Below are 18,618 nucleotides of genomic sequence, written 5' to 3'. Positions count from 1 at the left end.
CAACAGGATACCGTGTTCAGAGCAGGCCGCAACGCCGCTTGCTGCGTTCTTCCGCCTGCTGGTACAACACGAACTCATCATGGACCGGACACCCTAATGCCTGCTCAAAGGCATCACGGCTGGCATTACCATGGCTTCGCGCCTGCGTTTCATTACCGAGATTTGACTGAAAAATTCCCGCCGCACTCACCGGCAGAAAATCTTCGTACGTGATGGGCTGCGCTACCACCCAGCCGCGCTCAATCAGCGGTTGCGGATCGTCCCCCGCATGGATCGCCTGACGATGCGCTTCGCCCGATGGCGTCAGGCGATAGCGAAACCAGGCCAGCCCCTGCTGGCGCAGAAGAAATTCGCTATCGGGAAAGGCTTTGAACACGTCCTGCAAATGAAGCTGGTGCGTGAGATTATCTTTACCGGTCCCGGCCTTTTGCAGCAGCGTGTCATACAGCGCCCGGCCTTTCGGGGTCAGCGCCACGCCGCGCTGTTCGATTTCACCAAACCTCGCCGAGTGCGTCCCCTGCATTTCCCCGGCAAACAGCACAGGTTCTTCCAGCGCTTTAAAACTGGTCTGGCGCAACAGGATAGGCACCTCCCGGCGCGGCGGGCCTTCAATTAAAATTTTGGGTTCAATTCCGCACTCCGGCATCATGGATTGCACCCGGTCGATGTCCAGCGTACGCGGCGTCAGGTGATTAATATGGCAACCGGGGAAACACACCACGTCAGCAATCAGGCGGTGTTCGTTATGCAGCGCGTGGTATGTCGCCTCATCAACGGTGGCATGCCGATGCCAGCGAAAGGTCTCCAGCGCTTCCTGAACAAACTCTCGCGCCTGTGCAGGGGTAAAACCGCCCTGCGCATCAAATTCATCCAACAGTGCATGACAACGTGGGGTAAAAATATCGCGTTTCGCCAGGATCTCCGCCGCCTGTTTTCTGAGGTCTTCGTTCTCGATGAGTTCGAGTCGCAACAACGAAGTAAAAACGCGGAAAGGATTGCGGGAGAGCGACGCATCATCAATGGGGCGAAAGGCGGTGGAATGCACCGGGACGCCCGCCTGGGAGAGATCGTAATAACTGACAGGATACATCCCCATAATGGCGAACATCCTGCGCAGCGTTGAAAGTTCCTGTGCGGTACCCACCCGAATCGCGCCGTGGCGCTCCACGTTCAGCCGCGCCAGTTCATCGGCGTTGGCCAGTTTTTCATGCAGCGTCGGGTTATTTTCCAGTACAGACAGATTCACGTCAGCGACAAGTTCCAGCAATGTACCGTATTGCGGCACTTCCTGCTGGTACATTGCTGACATTGCCTGCGAAAAGTGTTCCCGAATCTCATCTGCCGTGATGGTGTTCGCCATAATGTCATGCCTCCAGTGAATATTACCTGGAGTGTAGAAAACGCTATTCACTCTGGGGGGAAGAATTTACGAAGTGTGATCTCGCCTGAATTCGTCCTCACCCCCGTTTGCGTCATCCCTCCCGGATAACCGAAGCGCGGAGCACAACGGCAAAACGGTACAAAACATAAGCAAAATAAAATAGTTGTAACTTAAATGCCTTAAATGTTAATAATAATTTGCTAACAGGTTATCAAAAACAAATAACTTTACTTGTCACCAACACTGCTTTGTTTTTAACATCTATTATGGAAAAAAATGGTTTGTTCAGTCAGCGCATTCGTTTGCGCCACCTTCATACTTTCGTAGCCGTCGCCCAACAGGGAACACTGGGGCGCGCGGCTGAAACCCTTAACCTGAGTCAACCAGCCCTCTCCAAAACGCTTAACGAGCTGGAGCAATTGACCGGAACCCGTCTTTTTGAACGTGGACGCCTCGGCGCGCAGCTCACGCTACCTGGCGAGCAGTTTCTTACCCATGCGGTGAAAGTGCTTGATGCGCTAAACACCGCAGGACAAGCGCTGAACCGCAAGGAAGGCCATAACCATGATGTGGTGCGCATTGGCGCCCTACCCACCGCCGCACTGGGGATCCTCCCCGCCGTTATTGGACAATTTCATCAGCAACAAAAAGAGACGACTCTGCAAGTGGCGACCATGAACAATCCCATGCTGCTGGCGGGTCTGAAGTCGGGAGAGATCGATCTGGGGATTGGCCGAATGTCCGACCCGGAATTGATGAGCGGACTCAATTATGAGCTGTTGTTTCTCGAATCCCTGAAACTGGTTGTGCGCCCCAACCACCCGTTGTTGCAGGAAACGGTGACGCTGAGTCGCGTCACGGACTGGCCGGTCGTTGTCTCCCCCAAAGGAACCGTCCCCCGGCAGAACGCAGAAGCCTTACTGCAAAGCCAGGGCTGTAAAATGCCTTCCGGCTGTATCGAAACGCTGTCAGCGTCCCTCTCGCGTCAGCTTACCGTCGATTATGACTACGTTTGGTTTGTGCCTTCCGGCGCAGTCAGGGACGATTTACGTCAGGCGACGCTGGTGTCGTTGCCGATTCCGTCTCAGGGGGCCGGTGAACCTATCGGTATCCTCACCCGGGTCGATACAACCCTTTCCTCCGCAGCGCAAACGCTGATTTCAACGATTCGCAAATCCATGCCGCTCTGACACCTCGCGCTGCAGGCCAGGCCGGTCATTCACAGACAGTAAGGCCGGGTAAACCCGGCCTGCTGCTCAGAACGTTTCCCAGTTATCACTATGGGTTGTGGCGGGCTGCGGTGACCACGCACTCGTCGCGCTTTTTCCTCGGCTTCTGCCCTGCAAACGAAACGTCCCTACGGCGTCGGTTAATCGGGCGGCCTGCGCTTCCAGAGAGGCGGCCGCAGCAGACGCCTCTTCAACCAGCGACGCGTTTTGCTGCGTCACTTTATCCATCTCTGAAATGGCCTGGCTGACCTGCACAATTCCGCGACTCTGTTCATCAGAGGCTGCCGCGATGTTCAGCATAATATCGGTAACGCGTTTAACCGCTGCAACAATCTCCGTCATTGTGTCGCCCGCTGCCACCACTTCGCCCGACCCTTGATCGATCAATCTGACCGACTCGCCGATCAGTCCTTCAATCTCTTTCGCCGCTTGCGCACTGCGGCTGGCAAGGGTGCGAACTTCACTGGCGACAACGGCAAATCCGCGTCCCTGTTCGCCCGCTCGCGCTGCTTCCACGGCGGCATTCAACGCCAGGATATTGGTCTGGAACGCAATGCTATTGATAACCGCCGTGATTTCGGAAATCTTCTTCGAACTGGAGGAGATATTGCCCATCGTTTTCACCACCCCAGAGACCATCTGACCGCCCCGACTGGCTTTGTCGGACGCGTCTTCCGCCAGTTTGCTGGCGTGATGCGCGTTATCCGCATTTTGTTTCACGGTCGCGGTTAACTCTTCCATGCTGGCAGCGGTCTGTTCGATCGCCGCAGCCTGCTGTTCCGTGCGGGAAGAGAGATCGGTGTTGCCCGCCGAAATTTCACTGGTGCCGCGATAGATCTCTTCCGTCCCCTGACGTACCGTACCGACGGTCTGGACCAGCGCGTGCTGCATTTTTTGCAGATGACAGCTCAGTCGACCAATTTCACTGCGTCCGGTAGGTTCATCCTGCAGGGTCAAATCGCCCGAGGCGATCTGTTCGATACGCCGGGCGGCACGTTGCAATGGATGAATCACAGTGCGGCGTAGCACGATAAACGTCATCAGGGTCAATACCAGCGCTAGCGCAAACGCGCCAATCATAAACATCAGCCCCAACTGGCTGCGCTGGTGCGCCTGGCCGCTCAGCTGGTTTGCGCGTTCCGTTCGCAGTTCGACGGCTTTCAGCAAGGCGGTGTTATATGCGGCGTCCAGCGGCCGCGCCTGTTCATTTTCATGGTTGATAATGGCTTCAAACATGCCATTTTTGGCGTATTTCAGCATCGGCTGCAAACCGTCAACATAGGCGTTAAAACGGGCGCGCAACGCGTCGTCCAGCGCTTCATCCGCTGGCGTTTTCACGGCTCGCGCCAGATAGGCGTTAAACCCTTCCTGCGCCAGTTTGATACGCGTTTCCGCCTCGGCGATATTGGCTTTCATGTCCGCCATTTCGGCAATACGGCTGGCAGCGCCAGCATGGATCAGACTGATACGTGCGGTACGCAGGTGGTCAGAACTATTGGATAGCCCCAGACGCACCTGTATTTCATCCGTCACATCGCGTTGGTCGCGGTCGGCCTGCAACAGAAAATAGCCTGCCAGCCCCGAACTGAGCGCGAACAAAAGCAGGATGCCACCAAGAATGGAGGAAAACAGCGGAACCAGCCGGATATGATGCAAAAAGCCCAGCTTATGTGGTGCTTGCATCGATGATATGTTGTCCATGACCGTCGACTCTCTTGTAGGTGAATGCGCAAAAACACGCCCGTGAGAGGATCATCGGCATCTCCCGACAATTGCTTACCCTGAAAAGCGCCATACTCGTCACATTTCAGAACAATTCATTCCGGAAAATTCAGGAAAGTGCCAGCGGAAGAGACCGCTGGCGAAGTGCTTAGTTATCGCCGAAATGGATAACGGTGCGGATAGATTTGCCCTGATGCATGAGATCGAACGCCTCATTAATCTGATCCAGCGGCAAGCGGTGGGTAATAAACGGGTCCAGTTGAATTTTCCCGCTCATCGCCTCTTCCACCATCCCCGGAAGCTGTGAACGCCCTTTGACGCCGCCAAAAGCTGAACCACGCCAGACACGCCCGGTCACCAACTGGAATGGACGGGTTTTGATCTCCTGACCGGCCCCCGCCACGCCGATAATAATGCTCTCGCCCCATCCCTTGTGGCAGCACTCAAGCGCGGCGCGCATCACATTGACGTTACCGATGCACTCGAAACTAAAGTCGACGCCGCCGTCGGTCAGTTCAACAATCACATCCTGAACCGGCTTGTCATGATCGTTCGGATTGATAAAGTCAGTCGCGCCCATTTCACCGGCGAGTTTGAATTTTTCCGGATTGGTATCGATAGCCAGGATGCGTCCGGCCTTCGCCTGTACCGCCCCCTGAATGACCGCCAGACCAATGCCGCCCAAACCGAATACGGCAACGGTGTCGCCCTCTTTCACTTTTGCCGTGTTATGCACCGCGCCGATACCGGTCGTCACGCCACAGCCCAGCAGACACACTTTATCCAGCGGCGCCTGCGGGTTCACTTTCGCCAGTGAAATCTCGGCGCAAACCGTATACTCACTGAAGGTACTGGTGCCCATATAGTGATAAATGGGTTCCCCGTTGTAGGAGAAACGGGTGGTGCCGTCCGGCATCAGACCTTTCCCCTGGGTGGCGCGAACGGCCTGGCACAGGTTGGTTTTACCCGACTTACAGAACTTACACTCGCCACATTCTGCCGTGTACAGCGGAATGACGTGGTCGCCAGGCTTCAGACTGGTCACCCCTTCGCCAACCTCGACGACGATCCCGCCGCCTTCGTGTCCCAGCACCGCAGGAAACACCCCTTCCGGATCATCGCCAGAAAGGGTAAACGCATCAGTATGGCAAACCCCGGTATGAGTGATTTTCACCAGCACCTCACCTTTCTTTGGCGGTGCGACGTCAATCTCAACAATTTTTAGCGGCTGGCCGGGGCCAAATGCAACTGCAGCACGTGATTTCATTTGTCTCTTCCCTTTATAGTCAGGTGATGTATTTATTTTAGATAAGCACGAAGAAGGTGGCCGATTTCAGCCATGCGCACTGCGCGCTGGTCCGGCGTGGTTTCCCCACTGACCAGCTCATCTTTCAGGTGGATCTCGACCATCTCGCCCATCAGGCCATTAGATGCCCCACGCACCGCCGCGATTTGTTGCAGGATAGCCAGGCAAGGCTCGCCGGACTCCAGTGCCCGCTCCAGCGCATCAACCTGCCCGCGAATGCGACGAACGCGAGTCAGAATACGTTTTTTATCTTCAGGGGAATGCGGCATATGCCCTCCATACTATAGGGGGGTATGGTAACTTTTTTAATATATTCCTGTAAACATTATGTTTTTTGGGGTTTTCAATTACTTAGATAGTTCAAAAAAGCCGCTAACGGACAGAATCGGCCTTTTTAATACCCCTATTTTGCCCCCAAGTCATACATTCCACCCCCGCAGGGTTTACATCGAACCCCTTAGTGTCAGGATGTGTCGTGACAAATTGCCCTGCGCCGATTCCCACATCAATAACCTGCCCGCTGTAATGCCGGGCCACCAGCCTGATACGTGCCGCCGTCACTTGATAAATACCACTTCCACTGTCCATTTTGTGGTCTACATTAAGAAAACCTTAACAGAAGCCAGGCTGAAAACATGGTTAAATTAGCGATGTCCAGGCTTAAAAAACATATATCCAGAGAAATAGAGGCTGGAATAAAAAATATATAGCTCTTTGCAATCTTCTGTAGTAGCTGTTTTTTTACTCATCATCGATTGTAGAAAGAAAAACCCCGGCGAATGCCGGGGTCTGTTCACCAGTTTATTTCTTTCAACTGATGATTAATGGTGATCATCGTACTGGTGCTCGATAACCATCCCTTCAGCAACGCTGGCCACATGGCGAGCCCGTTGATGGTATACAGGTGCAGGAGCCGCGTATACGGTTTGAGGTGCCGGTGTCGTAACCACAATAGCTTGCGGGACAGTAACAGAACTTGGTACGACAACGACTTTATATCCGCTCGGAACATCCACCGTCACATTTTGCGCCGTAGCGGTCCCTATTCCCGTAGTTATGACAATAGCCAACAAGATAATTTTTTTCATTTAATCGCAACCGTAAATTATTAGCGTGCGAAATTATGAGCTTTCTACAACCTTGTTTAGTAGCAGGAAGTGCGTTGTTCACTTGGTACAATAAAAACATCAAAGTGAGGTTAGTCGCTCAGCAGGCCTGAAGGTAAGTGCTTCTGGTGACCATTCCAGACAGCCTCGCAAATCAATGTCTGGTACCCGAAGATATATTGTTTCGATGCCAGACATAGAGACCTTAAAGAAAAACCCCGCTTAGCGAGGTTGAAAGAATTATTCGTATTTTACGATTCTGCATGATGCAAATTTTGATGCCCTAAGAATAGCTAGTGGCTCAGTATGATGTGGTGAATGGATAGTTCACGTGAATGATACAACGGGGAACGTACACAAAACCCCGAACCGTCAGGTGTTCCTGGTTTCGGGGTTTCTTTCACGCAGGCCGCGTATCGCCTGGCGGTGGTTTAATGATGCCGGTATTCTCCGGTACTGTGCTTAGGACCGATGCGTCCCGCTTCAATCAAGATCTCTTCGATAAGTTCTTCAAGACACTCTTTTCCGTGTTTGTCGCAAACCAGATGCACTTGTCTGCAGATCTCATCCCCCTTCATACCATCACACAGCGCCGATTTCAGCATGAGCGTCGCCCAGCGTCGGGCTTCAGAGTGAGTCAGCATAATCCCTCCCGATATCTATAACCTTTTAAGCGTAGTTCGCAGAACGGGCTTTATCCATGTTCATTGTAAGGATAAAGAGATGCAGAGATCCTGTGTGGGCGCGCCTGCCAGCGGGATAACAAACCGGTTTGTATTTGTCATACAAATGAATATAATACCCGCTTCCGATGTAGACCCGTTGTTTTCACCTGCGTACGGGTCTGGTTAGACGCAGGTGCTTTCTCTCCCCCGCTCAAAGAAAAAACCCCGCAGGTGCGGGGTGATGTGTGACGTCAGGAACGTTTACGCGGCATCATGCGCAACAGCGTATTATCTTTCCAGAAATAGTGATGCATCAGCGCGGCGGCGGCATGCAGAGCAATAACAAAGTAGCCCAGATTTGCCAGCGTGACATGCCAGGATTTCAGCGCATCCGCCAGATCAAAATTGGCTTCGGCGGCATGCGGCATCACAATTCCAAATGCCATCCAGGGATTTCCCCGGTTGTAAATCATCAGCAGGCCAATAACCGGCAGAACAATAAACAGCAGGTAGATCACCAGATGGCCAAGGTGTGCAAAACCGGTCATCATCGGCTTCGGTTTTGGTACGATCGGCGGCGCGGGATACTTAAGCCGGACTAACAGACGCGTCACCATCAATACCAGAATCGAGATACCGCATGAAACGTGGACCATATTGAACCACGGACGATAGCTACGCGGCGCAAACCCACGTAACTCCATGGCGCAGTAGGCGCCTATCACCAGTAAAAAGACCAGCCAGTGAATACCAATCTGCAGGCCAGAATACTTATTGCCCATAACAATTCCTGAATAAAAACAATAAAGCGCCAACATAGCGGGCTTTTGTTAAAAATTCATTAACTTTTGTTCTCCCGTTTTCAATCGGTTACGGTGAGTCGCAAGAATGGTTATTGCCCGCAACGGCGGAGTGGACTAAGCCTGGTAGGGAAAAAATGTGGCGTATTGCCCTACCCTGACAGGAGAAAATCATGAGTAAAATTGGCATTAACGGTTTTGGTCGTATTGGTCGCCTGGTGCTGCGACGTCTGCTGGAAGTGAAGAGCAATGTGGATGTCGTGGCGATTAACGATCTCACCTCCCCCAAAATACTCGCCTATCTGTTAAAGCATGACTCTAACTACGGACCGTTCCCCTGGAGCGTTGATTTCACTGAGGATACGCTGATTGTCGATGGCAAGAAAATTGCCGTTTACGCAGAGAAAGAGGCGAAAAATATCCCCTGGAAAACCACCGGTGCGGAGTTCATCATCGAATGCACAGGGTTCTATACCTCCGCAGAAAAAGCCCGCGCACACCTCGACGCCGGTGCGAAAAAAGTGCTGATCTCAGCACCGGCGGGCGAGATGAAAACCATTGTCTTTAACGTCAATGATGAGACGCTGAATGCCAGCGACCAGATTGTCTCTGTCGCCTCCTGCACCACTAACTGCCTCGCGCCAATGGCCAAAGCGCTGCATGACAACTTCGGTATTCAGGTCGGCACCATGACCACCATTCACGCCTATACCGGCACGCAATCGCTGGTCGATGGTCCGCGAGGCAAAGATCTGCGCGCATCACGGGCGGCGGCGGAAAATATCATCCCTCATACCACCGGAGCCGCAAAAGCGATTGGCCTGGTAATACCGGAATTGAGCGGAAAACTAAAAGGTCATGCTCAGCGAGTTCCGGTAAAAACAGGCTCAGTGACGGAACTGGTCTCGATTTTGGGTAAAAAGGTGACGGCAGAAGAGATCAACAACGCGCTGAAAAAGGCGACGGAAAATAATGAATCCTTTGGCTACACCGATGAAGAAATCGTCTCTTCTGACGTCATCGGCTCTCACTTTGGTTCGGTGTTTGATGCCACGCAAACAGAGATTACTGAGGTCGGCGATCTGCAACTGGTGAAAACGGTCGCCTGGTACGATAACGAATACGGCTTTGTCACCCAACTGATTCGTACCCTGGAGAAATTCGTTAAACTTTAAACGATGAGGGTGTGGCCGGGTCGCGTTCACGCTCACCCGGCCTGCCCGGTTCTGCTCGCCTGTCAGGACTGCAAATAGACGACCTGCGTTTGCAGATACTCATTCAGCCCGTGCTTACCGTCGGCGCCGCCAATACCTGATTTTCGCCAGCCCGCATGAAAGCCCTGCATGGCTTCAAAGTTTTCGCGGTTAATGTAGGTTTCGCCAAACTTCAGCCCTTTGATCGCCTGCATTGCAACGCTCAGGTTCTGCGTATAAATAGAGGACGTGAGGCCGTACTCACTGTCATTTGCCATCTGCAACGCCTCTTCCAGGGTGTCAAACGCCACGACAGGCAATACCGGTCCGAATGTTTCTTCGTGCATGATCGCCATCTCCTGGCGCACATCCAGCAGCAGGGTTGGCGGATAATAGTAGCCTTTCCCCTCAACCGCCTTGCCGCCCAGCACCACTCTGGCCCCTTCCTGTACCGCTTTCGCCACTTTTTGTTCTACACGGGCCAGCGCCGCCGCATTAATCAGTGGTCCCATGGCGATATCATCCCGCTGTGCCGGATCGCCAAACTGCACCGCTTTCATCGCCTCGCCCAGTCGATTAACAAAGCGATCGTAGATCCCTTTTTGCACATAGACGCGTTCTGCGCAGTTACATACCTGCCCGGTATTGATCACCCGGGAGTCGACGATCGCTTTAACGGCCAGTTCTAAATCCGCATCGTCCATCACAATCGCAGGCGCTTTGCCGCCCAGTTCCAGGCACACTTTGGTGATATTTTTCGCCGCCGCCGTCATGATTTTCTCACCCGCCGCCACGCTGCCGGTCATACTCACCATCGCCACTTTCGGGTTGCCCGCCAGCTCCTGCCCCACGGTTTCACCACGCCCTAACACCAGGTTAAAGACTCCGGCTGGCAAACCAACCTCATGCACAATCTGCGCAAAGGCAATGGCATTGTTGGGCGTGAACTCACTGGGTTTAATTACGATGGTATTCCCGGTCAGTAGCGCCGGTGCCAGTTTACGGGCGATCAAAAAGAACGGGAAATTCCACGGCAGAATACCGGTGGTTACGCCAAGGGCGCGTTTGAACAGCAGAATATTTTCACCCGGACGGTCGCTTTGCAGAATTTCACCTTCGTAGCGGCGCGCCCACTCCGCCATGTAGTCGATGTAATCGGCTGTGAAAGCGACTTCTACCTGCGCCAGTTGCTGAATTTTCCCGCCTTCCTCAACGATCAAGGCGCTAATTTCTTCGGCGCGCTCGCGGATACCCGCCGCAATTTTTCTTAGCCACCCTGCCCGTTGTATGGCGGGCAATGCCTCCCAGCCTGGCTGAGCGCGTTCCGCTGCATCAATCGCCTGACGCGCCTCTTCTGCACTGCCATCAGGAATACGGGAAATCAGAGCCTCCGTTGCAGGATTAACCACATCGATCCATGACGTTCCCTGCCAGGTTACAAACTGACCATTGATATACATCGGGTGTTGTACGGGTGCTGACATGCGCTGCTCCTGTAATTGATATGTTTTTAACAAGTAAAATCATTGTTAATTAATATCAATCGTGAGGCACAGGCTGCCGTCAGGTTAGCGACTTTGTGAAGTAGTTCATAAAAGAAGCCCTTAAAGGGACGTAGGAAGGACAGCGATGAAGAAGAATCATGCCCGTTTGAGCGTAGATCGTCACAAACGGGCAAAAATGTTCAGTTAACCCAGCGAACGGCTATGTATTGCCTCATTGAGGACATCATCGTTTTGCAGGATCTGCCAGGCCGCTTCAACCTCCTCGGGAATGTCGATGTGGACAATAAAATCACGTCCACGCGGTCCGTAACCGGCCCCATCATCACGCACACGCGGGAGTTCACCTGCAATTAATGACAGGTAACGCTCGACGGGCCACACCCCTTGCGCCGCATTCGTAAAATCAACGCCCTCTTCCTGATGACGCAGCACCGGCGTAAAACCCGGGAAACTGAGCCAACGCGGGGCGTCCGGGTCATCCTTCGTCACGCGCCGGAACGTCGCCAGCGTTCGTCGCTGCATGGTGGGATCCTGCACCACAATCGCCGTGTTAATGGTCACCGGCGCCTGACGGAGTAATGCGCAGCTGAAACGGGCGTTCTCGCCGCAGTTTGTTGACTGGTCTTCGACCCAAATGGATTCGCCTGGAATTTGCCAGAACTGATTGGCAATGTCGGCCAGAATCGCGGCTTCTGCCCGCCCGGTGGTACGTATCGTGTTATAACGCGGGTGCTCTGCGATCGCCGAATAGAGAAACGTCGTCGAATGACCAATTCCGCCGCTTATCAGCAATGGGATACGCTGCTCTTTCGCGATTTTGCAAGCCGCATCGATCGTCGGGATGACGGCATTTCCCGCCAGTACAACGCAGTCAGCCTGAAAGGGTTCCTCTGCTGAGAAATCGTTTTGCGCCAGCCATTGGCCAACGGTGTTCACTGCCTGTAACGTGGCTTCGGACAGTGGCGGAAATTGGCGCATGTTCATGATTCCTCCTCATTGTTCACTGCAGGGTACCGAACTCACTTCGCGAAAATAGCGGATCACTCTGAAAGACGGCCTGTTGAATTTCAGCACTTTTTTAGCATATCTGTGAATTAACACGAAATAACTAAAAAAGTCGCGGTTGCACCTGGGGATTATCCTGTCATTTCCTTCTCAGATAAAGCATTGACTTACCATTACGGCTAATAAGAGTGAATTACACTGCAATAATGTTGCCTGTTTAGCCCTTTTACTGGCCTTGTTACTTGTTAAATATTACAAACAATTCTAGTTTGATTAACAATTTAACAACTGTTGTAACGCAGCAGGTTGCACCCACACCGTTTCGGGTATCACCTGACTCACACTCTCTGTGGCGAGGTTCCCAGTAATGACAACGCATGAAAGCAGCACGGCTATTTTGAAGAAAAACAAAAAAGTTCTCATCGCCAGTCTGACCGGCAGCGCGATAGAGTGGTTTGATTATTTTTTATATGGTACCGCCGCCGCCCTGGTGTTTAACAAAATATTCTTCCCGATGGTTGATCCAGTCATTGGGTTGATTCTCTCTTATCTTTCTTTCTCGCTCACCTTTTTCATTCGTCCTATCGGCGGGGTGTTGTTTGCCCACATTGGCGATCGTATCGGGCGTAAGAAAACGCTGGTGCTGACCCTGTCGCTGATGGGGGGCGCAACCGTGATGATCGGCCTGTTGCCGACCTATGAGATGATCGGTATCTGGGCACCCATTTTATTGATTCTGATGCGTGTCATCCAGGGGATGGGCATCGGCGGCGAATGGGGCGGCGCACTGTTACTGGCGTATGAATATGCGCCCGAAAAACGAAAAGGCTTTTTTGGCAGCATCCCGCAGGCTGGCGTCACCATCGGCATGCTGATGGCCACCTTTATCGTTTCGCTGATGACGATGTTCAGTGAAGAAGACTTCCTCTCCTGGGGCTGGCGTATTCCCTTCCTGTTAAGTTCCGTACTGGTACTGTTAGGACTATGGATCCGCAAAGATATCGATGAAACGCCGGAGTTTAAGAAAGTAAAACAGTCCGGTCAGGTCGCCAAAGCGCCGCTGCGCGATACGCTGACGCATCACTGGCGTGAAGTGCTGATTGCCGCCGGGTTGAAAGTGGTTGAAACCGCGCCGTTCTATATTTTCTCGACCTTTATCGTCAGCTACGCCACCACCACGTTGACCTACCAAAAATCCCAGGTGCTGGAAGCGGTCACGCTGGGCGCGTTGGTTGCGACGGTGATGATCCCGCTCATGGGGCTGCTTTCCGATAAGGTAGGACGCCAAAAAATGTACGCCATCAGCGTGTTTGCGCTGGGGTTGTTTATTGTTCCGTGGTTCCTGTTACTCAATACCGGCACCACCTGGGGAATAGTGGTCGCAACGGTCATCATGTTTGGCGTGTTGTGGGCGCCGGTGACCGCCGTGCTGGGCACCCTGTGTTCTGAAATTTTTAGCGCTAACGTTCGCTATACCGGCATTACGCTTGGGTATCAGATTGGCGCTGCGCTGGCGGGCGGAACCGCCCCACTGATCGCCACCGGCCTGTTGGCAAAATACGACGGCGACTGGGTACCTGTCGCCGTGTATCTGATGACCACCGTCGCCATTTCACTGACGGCAATTTTTTTCGCCAGTCGACGCCGCCGCACAGCCGTCATGGACGCGCAAACGTCGACCCTGTAATCAGCAAAACGGCCAGCAAATGCTGGCCGTAATGTTCACTGGCTGGCGTGACAAACACTAGCCGCTAATCTGCTCCATCGCTTGTAGAATACGCTTATCCGAGATGGGATACGGTGTTCCCAGCTGTTGGGCAAAGTAGCTGACGCGCAGTTCTTCAATCATCCAGCGGATCGCTTTGACATCCTCATCATCACGACGCGCTGGCGGCAGTTTGTTGAACCACTGCTGCCAGGCTTGCTGTACGCTTTCGACTTTCAACATCTGCGCCCGGTCGCGGTGTGGATCGGTGGCCAGTTTCTCCAGCCGTTTTTCAATCGCCTGCAGATAACGCAGCGTGTCGCCGAGGCGTTTAAAGCCGTTGCCGGTGACGAAACCGCGATACACCAGCCCACTCATTTGCGCTTTCACATCGGAAAGCCCCAGCGCCATGGTCATATCTACCCGCCCTTTCAGGCGTTTGTTGATATTGAAAACCGCCGTCAGGATCTGTTCAACCTGTTTTGCAATGTCGACAACCGTCTCGTTCAACTCGGCGCGAACTTTCTCATGCAGCGCCGCAAAGCCCTCTTCCGTCCACACCGGCCCGCCGTTGGCGTCAATCAACTTGTCTACGCCGCAGGAGATGCAGTCGTCGATCAGATCCAGTACCTTGCCGTACGGGTTAAAGTAGAGGCCAAGTTTGGCTTTGTTCGGCAGCTTCTCGTGCAGATACTTGATCGGCGACGGAATATTCAGCAGCAACAGGCGGCGCAACCCGCACCACATCGCTTGCTGTTGTTCCAGCGGGTTGTCGAACAACCGGATAGAGACGCTGTCGCGCTCATCCACCAGCGCGGGCCAGGCTTTCACCTTGTAGTTGCCGCGTTTCTGTTCGTAGCTTTCCGGGAGCTGACCAAAACTCCAGATGTGCAGGCCGCTCTGTTCGATACCATCATCGGCAACCGCAGAGAGGGTTTCCTGCACTTTGCTCTTCAGCGCATCTTTCAAATCCTGCAAAGAGCGCCCTTCCTGGAGCTTCTTGTTTTTGTCATCCACCACCCGGAAGGTGATTTTCAGGTGATCGGGCACCTGATCCCACTGCCAGGCTTCGCGGTCAACCGTTACGCCGGTCATCCGACGCAGTTCACGCTCCAGCGAATCCAGCAGCGGCAACTCGAGCGGCGTCACACGGCCTAAAAACGCTTCGGCATAGTTTGGCGCGGGGACAAAGTTACGTCGTACCGGTTTTGGCAACGATTTAATCAGTGCGATAACCAGTTCGCGGCGCAGGCCGGGGATTTGCCATTCAAAGCCGCTTTCTTCCACCTGATTTAACAGCGGCAGCGGAATGTGGACGGTGACGCCGTCGGCGTCCGCGCCGGGTTCAAACTGATAGCTTAAGCGCAGCTTCAGATTACCCTGATGCCAGAAGTTCGGGTAATCCAGCTTGCTGATGTTTTCTGCCCCCTCTTTGATCAGCATGCTCTTTTCAAAGTTCAGCAGATCCGGGGTTTCGCGACTGACTTTCTTCCACCAGTTGTCAAAGTGGCGCGCGGAGATCACATCATGGCTGATGCGCTGGTCATAGAATTCGAACAGCGTCTCGTCGTCCACCAGAATATCGCGGCGGCGTGATTTGTGCTCCAGCTCTTCCACTTCGGCGCGCAGTTTTAGGTTCTCACGGAAGAAGGCGTGGCGCGTCTGCCAGTCGCCTTCCACCAGCGCATGACGGATAAACAGCTCACGGCAGAGGACGGGATCGATCTGGCTGTAGTTGACCTTACGCGCAGCGACAATCGGCAGGCCGTAAACGGTGACTTTTTCCGTCGCCATCACGGCGCCCTGCGCCCGTTCCCAGTGCGGTTCGCTATACGAGCGTTTGATCAAATGCTGCGCGACCGGCTCCACCCACTCGGGATCGATCCGCGCGGCAATGCGTCCCCACAGACGGCTGGTTTCCACCAGCTCGGCAACTATCGTCCACTTCGGCGGTTTTTTAAACAAACCAGAACCGGGGAAGATGGAGAAACGGGCGTTACGCGCGCCGGTAAACTCCTGCTTATCGGCATCCTTCATGCCGATATGGGACAGCAAACCGGTGAGCAGCGCGACATGAATCTCACGATACTCTGCGGGTTCACTGTTCACCGGAATACCGAGCTCTTTCACCACCTGGCGCAGCTGAGTGTAGATATCCTGCCACTCGCGTACGCGCAGATAGTTAAGGAAGTCGACCTTGCACTGACGGCGGAACTGATTCGACGACAGCGCTTTCTGTTGCTCACCGAGGTAGTTCCACAGATTCACAAACGCTAAGAAATCGGACTCTTTATCGTGGAAGCGCTGATGCTTCTCATCCGATGCCTGCTTTTTGTCCATCGGGCGCTCGCGCGGATCCTGAATGGACAGCGCGGAGGTGATGATCATCGCCTCGCGCACGCAGCCATGTTTTTGCGCTTCCAGTACCATCCGCGCCAGACGCGGGTCCACCGGCAACTGCGATAACTGACGACCGAGCGGCGTCAGTTTATACGCGGTCTGCTGCTCATCGGTCGCGATCGCGCCCAGTTCTTCCAGCAGGCGTACGCCATCCTGAATGTTGCGTTGATCTGGCGCTTCGACAAACGGGAACGCCGCAATATCGCCCAGCCCCAGCGCCGTCATTTGCAGAATGACGGACGCCAGATTGGTACGCAGGATTTCCGGATCGGTAAATTCCGGGCGCGACAGGAAATCATCTTCCGAATAGAGGCGGATACAGATCCCTTCCGACACACGTCCGCAGCGGCCTTTACGCTGATTAGCGGAGGCCTGCGACACCGGTTCAATCGGCAGTCGCTGGACTTTGGTACGGAAACTGTAGCGACTGATACGCGCGGTGCCCGGGTCGATCACGTACTTGATGCCCGGCACCGTCAGCGAGGTTTCCGCCACGTTGGTCGCCAGCACAATACGACGCCCGCTGTGCGACTGGAAGACCCGGTTCTGTTCGCTATTGGAAAGCCGCGCATACAGCGGTAGCACTTCGGTATGGCGCAGATTGAGTTTATTCAACGCATCGGCGGTGTCGCGAATTTCACGCTCACCGCTCATAAAAATCAGAATATCGCCGGGGCTCTCGCGTCCCAGTTCATCCACCGCGTCGAAAATCGCCTGCAGCTGATCGCGCTCGGTATCGTCCGCGTCTTCGACAATCGGGCGATAGCGCACGTCAACCGGGTAAGTCCGACCAGACACTTCGATAATCGGCGCGTTATTAAAGTGGCGTGAAAAACGCTCCGGGTCGATGGTCGCGGAGGTGATGATAATTTTCAAATCCGGGCGACGCGGCAGCAGCTCTTTCAGATAGCCGAGCAGAAAATCAATGTTCAGACTGCGTTCGTGCGCTTCATCAATGATGATGGTGTCATACTGCATCAGCAGTCTGTCCTGCTGGATTTCGGCCAGCAGGATACCGTCGGTCATCAGCTTGACCATTGTGTTGTCGCTGACATGATCGCTAAAACGAACTTTATAGCCGATACAGCCGCCCGGCTCCGTTTGCAGTTCCTCAGCAATACGGTTGGCGACGGTACGCGCTGCCAGACGACGCGGCTGCGTATGACCAATCAATCCTTTAATGCCGCGCCCCAGTTCCATACAGATTTTGGGTAACTGCGTGGTTTTCCCGGAGCCGGTTTCCCCCGCCACAATCACCACCTGATGGTCACGAACGGCGTTCAGGATGTCCTGTTTTTTCTGACTCACCGGCAGGTTGTCCGGGTAAGTGATGTCAGGACGCGCCGCTTCACGCAGCAGGACTTTACCTGCCGCCTGTTCAATCTCTTTCGCCATCTCCTGGTAGATGGCCTGTTGTGCATCAGGATTTTTAACCTTCTTCACACCGTGCAGGCGACGAGCAAAGCGCTGTCGGTCACGCAACATCAGCAATTCCAGCTGTTGTTGCAGGCTGTGAAAAGTCAATTTTTGTTGTTCTGTCATAACGTTAGAGGGCAGTGCTCTGCCTGATCAAATCTCATTTCGATGTTGGGTATAGATTACCACATCGGCGCTAACCGTGTGTTGTTCAATAATTTCGAACATAGGCTTCGATATATTGCGCTATCACTGCGGCAGGATTGTGAATAAAGTGTCAACAAGCAACGGGGCAACCCCCTTCAAACACATACAAGGAAACACCTATGAGCAAGGTTTTAGTCCTCAAATCCAGTATTCTGGCAGGGTACTCTCAGTCTGGTCAGTTGTCTGATTATTTTGTTGAACAATGGCGTGAAAAACACTCCGCAGACGAAATCACCGTTCGCGACCTCGCTGCAAACCCAATCCCGGTACTGGATGGCGAGTTGGTGGGTGCCCTGCGTCCGAGCGATGCTGCGCTGACGCCGCGTCAACAGGAAGCGCTGGCGCTCTCTGATGAGCTGATTGCGGAGCTGAAAGCCCACGACGTTATTGTTATCGCTGCGCCAATGTACAACTTCAACATCCCGACGCAGTTGAAAAACTACTTCGACCTGATTGCACGTGCTGGCGTGACGTTCCGCTACACCGAGAAAGGTCCGGAAGGTCTGATCACCGGTAAACGCGCGGTGATCCTCTCCAGCCGTGGCGGTATTCACAAAGATACCCCGACTGACCTGATCGCGCCGTACCTGAAAGTTTTCCTCGGCTTTATCGGTATTACCGACGTGAACTTCGTGTTTGCCGAAGGGATTGCCTACGGTCCGGATGTCGCGACCAAAGCGCAATCCGACGCCAAAGCGGCCATCGACAGCGTCGTTGCAGCTTAAAAATTAACCCTCTCACCGCCAGGTGAGAGGGTTTTGTCTTTCTTTTATATCCAAAAATCCCCCTACCGCATTTTGTATTACTTATTTCTTACCTTCACCACAAAACCATAATGTTAATGCGCCTTTTATTTATTCATTTGGTGAATATTCATTCTTTTTATCGCCCCTGCCATTTTTAATTACCGCGTAACAGTTTAGAAAAAACAATTCGTATCATGAAAAAGTATGATGGTTGTAAAACCATGACCTTTCA

At 53.5% G+C, this 18,618-nt stretch carries 14 protein-coding genes; 4 read left to right on the top strand and 10 right to left on the bottom strand.

Features of this window, described 5'->3' with window-relative positions; all coding sequences use genetic code 11:
- Positions 1–16: 16 nt before the first annotated feature.
- Complete coding sequence (hglS, locus tag P2W74_RS11765) at positions 17–1,360, bottom strand: 2-oxoadipate dioxygenase/decarboxylase HglS (RefSeq protein WP_276295072.1); 1,344 nt, start codon at positions 1,358–1,360, stop codon at positions 17–19.
- Positions 1,361–1,647: 287 nt separating this feature from the next.
- Here hglS and P2W74_RS11760 point away from each other — a divergent pair, with 287 nt between their 5' ends.
- Positions 1,648–2,571: a LysR substrate-binding domain-containing protein gene (locus tag P2W74_RS11760; protein WP_192612277.1), complete on the top strand. Its 924-nt coding sequence runs from the start codon at positions 1,648–1,650 to the stop codon at positions 2,569–2,571.
- A 66-nt stretch (positions 2,572–2,637) separates the two neighbouring features.
- Here P2W74_RS11760 and P2W74_RS11755 read toward each other — a convergent pair whose 3' ends face one another.
- The 6 genes from P2W74_RS11755 to cybB form a co-directional block, all read right to left on the bottom strand.
- On the bottom strand, positions 2,638–4,311 hold the full coding sequence (locus P2W74_RS11755; protein ID WP_276295070.1) for a methyl-accepting chemotaxis protein: 1,674 nt from the start codon (positions 4,309–4,311) through the stop codon (positions 2,638–2,640).
- Between the two features lie 169 nt (positions 4,312–4,480).
- Entirely contained in the window at positions 4,481–5,599 is a 1,119-nt protein-coding gene (locus P2W74_RS11750) for an S-(hydroxymethyl)glutathione dehydrogenase/class III alcohol dehydrogenase (RefSeq protein ID WP_276295069.1), read from the bottom strand.
- A 32-nt stretch (positions 5,600–5,631) separates the two neighbouring features.
- Positions 5,632–5,907, bottom strand: a complete 276-nt coding sequence (locus tag P2W74_RS11745) for a metal/formaldehyde-sensitive transcriptional repressor (RefSeq protein ID WP_003833178.1) — start codon at positions 5,905–5,907, stop codon at positions 5,632–5,634.
- A 552-nt stretch (positions 5,908–6,459) separates the two neighbouring features.
- Positions 6,460–6,726, bottom strand: coding sequence for a hypothetical protein (locus tag P2W74_RS11740; RefSeq protein ID WP_276295068.1), 267 nt, complete (start codon positions 6,724–6,726; stop codon positions 6,460–6,462).
- A 449-nt stretch (positions 6,727–7,175) separates the two neighbouring features.
- The gene (locus tag P2W74_RS11735) at positions 7,176–7,388 is read right to left on the bottom strand and encodes a hypothetical protein (protein WP_276295067.1); all 213 of its coding nucleotides are present in this window, start codon (positions 7,386–7,388) and stop codon (positions 7,176–7,178) included.
- A gap of 272 nt (positions 7,389–7,660) precedes the next feature.
- Positions 7,661–8,191 carry a cytochrome b561 gene (gene cybB / locus P2W74_RS11730; RefSeq protein ID WP_276295066.1) on the bottom strand — a complete coding sequence of 177 codons (531 nt, stop codon included), beginning with the start codon at positions 8,189–8,191 and terminating at the stop codon, positions 7,661–7,663.
- Between the two features lie 191 nt (positions 8,192–8,382).
- On the opposite strand from cybB, the gene gap reads away from it, so the two are divergent.
- Entirely contained in the window at positions 8,383–9,384 is a 1,002-nt protein-coding gene (gene gap, locus P2W74_RS11725; protein WP_276295065.1) for a type I glyceraldehyde-3-phosphate dehydrogenase, read from the top strand.
- A 62-nt stretch (positions 9,385–9,446) separates the two neighbouring features.
- On the opposite strand, the gene aldA is transcribed toward gap, so the two are convergent.
- Positions 9,447–10,886 (bottom strand): aldehyde dehydrogenase, encoded by a 1,440-nt coding sequence (gene aldA, locus P2W74_RS11720; protein WP_276295064.1) that lies wholly within the window; start codon positions 10,884–10,886, stop codon positions 9,447–9,449.
- 204 nt (positions 10,887–11,090) lie between these two features.
- Positions 11,091–11,891 (bottom strand): YdcF family protein, encoded by an 801-nt coding sequence (locus P2W74_RS11715; RefSeq protein ID WP_276295063.1) that lies wholly within the window; start codon positions 11,889–11,891, stop codon positions 11,091–11,093.
- A gap of 388 nt (positions 11,892–12,279) precedes the next feature.
- Between P2W74_RS11715 and P2W74_RS11710 the strand changes: the two genes are divergently transcribed.
- Positions 12,280–13,599: an MFS transporter gene (locus P2W74_RS11710; RefSeq protein ID WP_276295062.1), complete on the top strand. Its 1,320-nt coding sequence runs from the start codon at positions 12,280–12,282 to the stop codon at positions 13,597–13,599.
- 57 nt (positions 13,600–13,656) lie between these two features.
- Here the strand turns inward: P2W74_RS11710 and hrpA are convergent, their stop codons facing one another.
- A complete protein-coding gene (gene hrpA, locus P2W74_RS11705) occupies positions 13,657–17,559 on the bottom strand; it encodes an ATP-dependent RNA helicase HrpA (RefSeq protein WP_276295061.1) in 3,903 nt (1,300 codons plus the stop codon).
- A gap of 200 nt (positions 17,560–17,759) precedes the next feature.
- Between hrpA and azoR the strand changes: the two genes are divergently transcribed.
- Complete coding sequence (gene azoR / locus P2W74_RS11700; protein ID WP_276295060.1) at positions 17,760–18,365, top strand: FMN-dependent NADH-azoreductase; 606 nt, start codon at positions 17,760–17,762, stop codon at positions 18,363–18,365.
- Positions 18,366–18,618: the final 253 nt, after the last annotated feature.

Origin of the sequence: Citrobacter enshiensis (genome assembly GCF_029338175.1) — a bacterium.
In the GTDB taxonomy this organism is placed as follows: domain Bacteria; phylum Pseudomonadota; class Gammaproteobacteria; order Enterobacterales; family Enterobacteriaceae; genus Citrobacter_D; species Citrobacter_D enshiensis.
The sequence above is the reverse complement of the archived record's forward strand: the minus strand, read 5'-3'. Positions and strand labels throughout refer to the sequence as shown.

Excerpts from the sequence above, each read along its gene's own strand:
- hrpA (WP_276295061.1), bottom strand. The coding sequence starts at position 17,559 with ATGACAGAACAACAAAAATTGACTTTTCACAGCCTGCAACAACAGCTG.
- P2W74_RS11755 (WP_276295070.1), bottom strand. The coding sequence starts at position 4,311 with ATGGACAACATATCATCGATGCAAGCACCACATAAGCTGGGCTTTTTG.
- P2W74_RS11710 (WP_276295062.1), top strand. The coding sequence starts at position 12,280 with ATGACAACGCATGAAAGCAGCACGGCTATTTTGAAGAAAAACAAAAAA.
- P2W74_RS11715 (WP_276295063.1), bottom strand. The coding sequence starts at position 11,891 with ATGAACATGCGCCAATTTCCGCCACTGTCCGAAGCCACGTTACAGGCA.
- hglS (WP_276295072.1), bottom strand. The coding sequence starts at position 1,360 with ATGGCGAACACCATCACGGCAGATGAGATTCGGGAACACTTTTCGCAG.
- cybB (WP_276295066.1), bottom strand. The coding sequence starts at position 8,191 with ATGGGCAATAAGTATTCTGGCCTGCAGATTGGTATTCACTGGCTGGTC.
- aldA (WP_276295064.1), bottom strand. The coding sequence starts at position 10,886 with ATGTCAGCACCCGTACAACACCCGATGTATATCAATGGTCAGTTTGTA.
- azoR (WP_276295060.1), top strand. The coding sequence starts at position 17,760 with ATGAGCAAGGTTTTAGTCCTCAAATCCAGTATTCTGGCAGGGTACTCT.
- P2W74_RS11750 (WP_276295069.1), bottom strand. The coding sequence starts at position 5,599 with ATGAAATCACGTGCTGCAGTTGCATTTGGCCCCGGCCAGCCGCTAAAA.
- P2W74_RS11735 (WP_276295067.1), bottom strand. The coding sequence starts at position 7,388 with ATGCTGACTCACTCTGAAGCCCGACGCTGGGCGACGCTCATGCTGAAA.
- P2W74_RS11740 (WP_276295068.1), bottom strand. The coding sequence starts at position 6,726 with ATGAAAAAAATTATCTTGTTGGCTATTGTCATAACTACGGGAATAGGG.
- P2W74_RS11760 (WP_192612277.1), top strand. The coding sequence starts at position 1,648 with ATGGAAAAAAATGGTTTGTTCAGTCAGCGCATTCGTTTGCGCCACCTT.
- gap (WP_276295065.1), top strand. The coding sequence starts at position 8,383 with ATGAGTAAAATTGGCATTAACGGTTTTGGTCGTATTGGTCGCCTGGTG.
- P2W74_RS11745 (WP_003833178.1), bottom strand. The coding sequence starts at position 5,907 with ATGCCGCATTCCCCTGAAGATAAAAAACGTATTCTGACTCGCGTTCGT.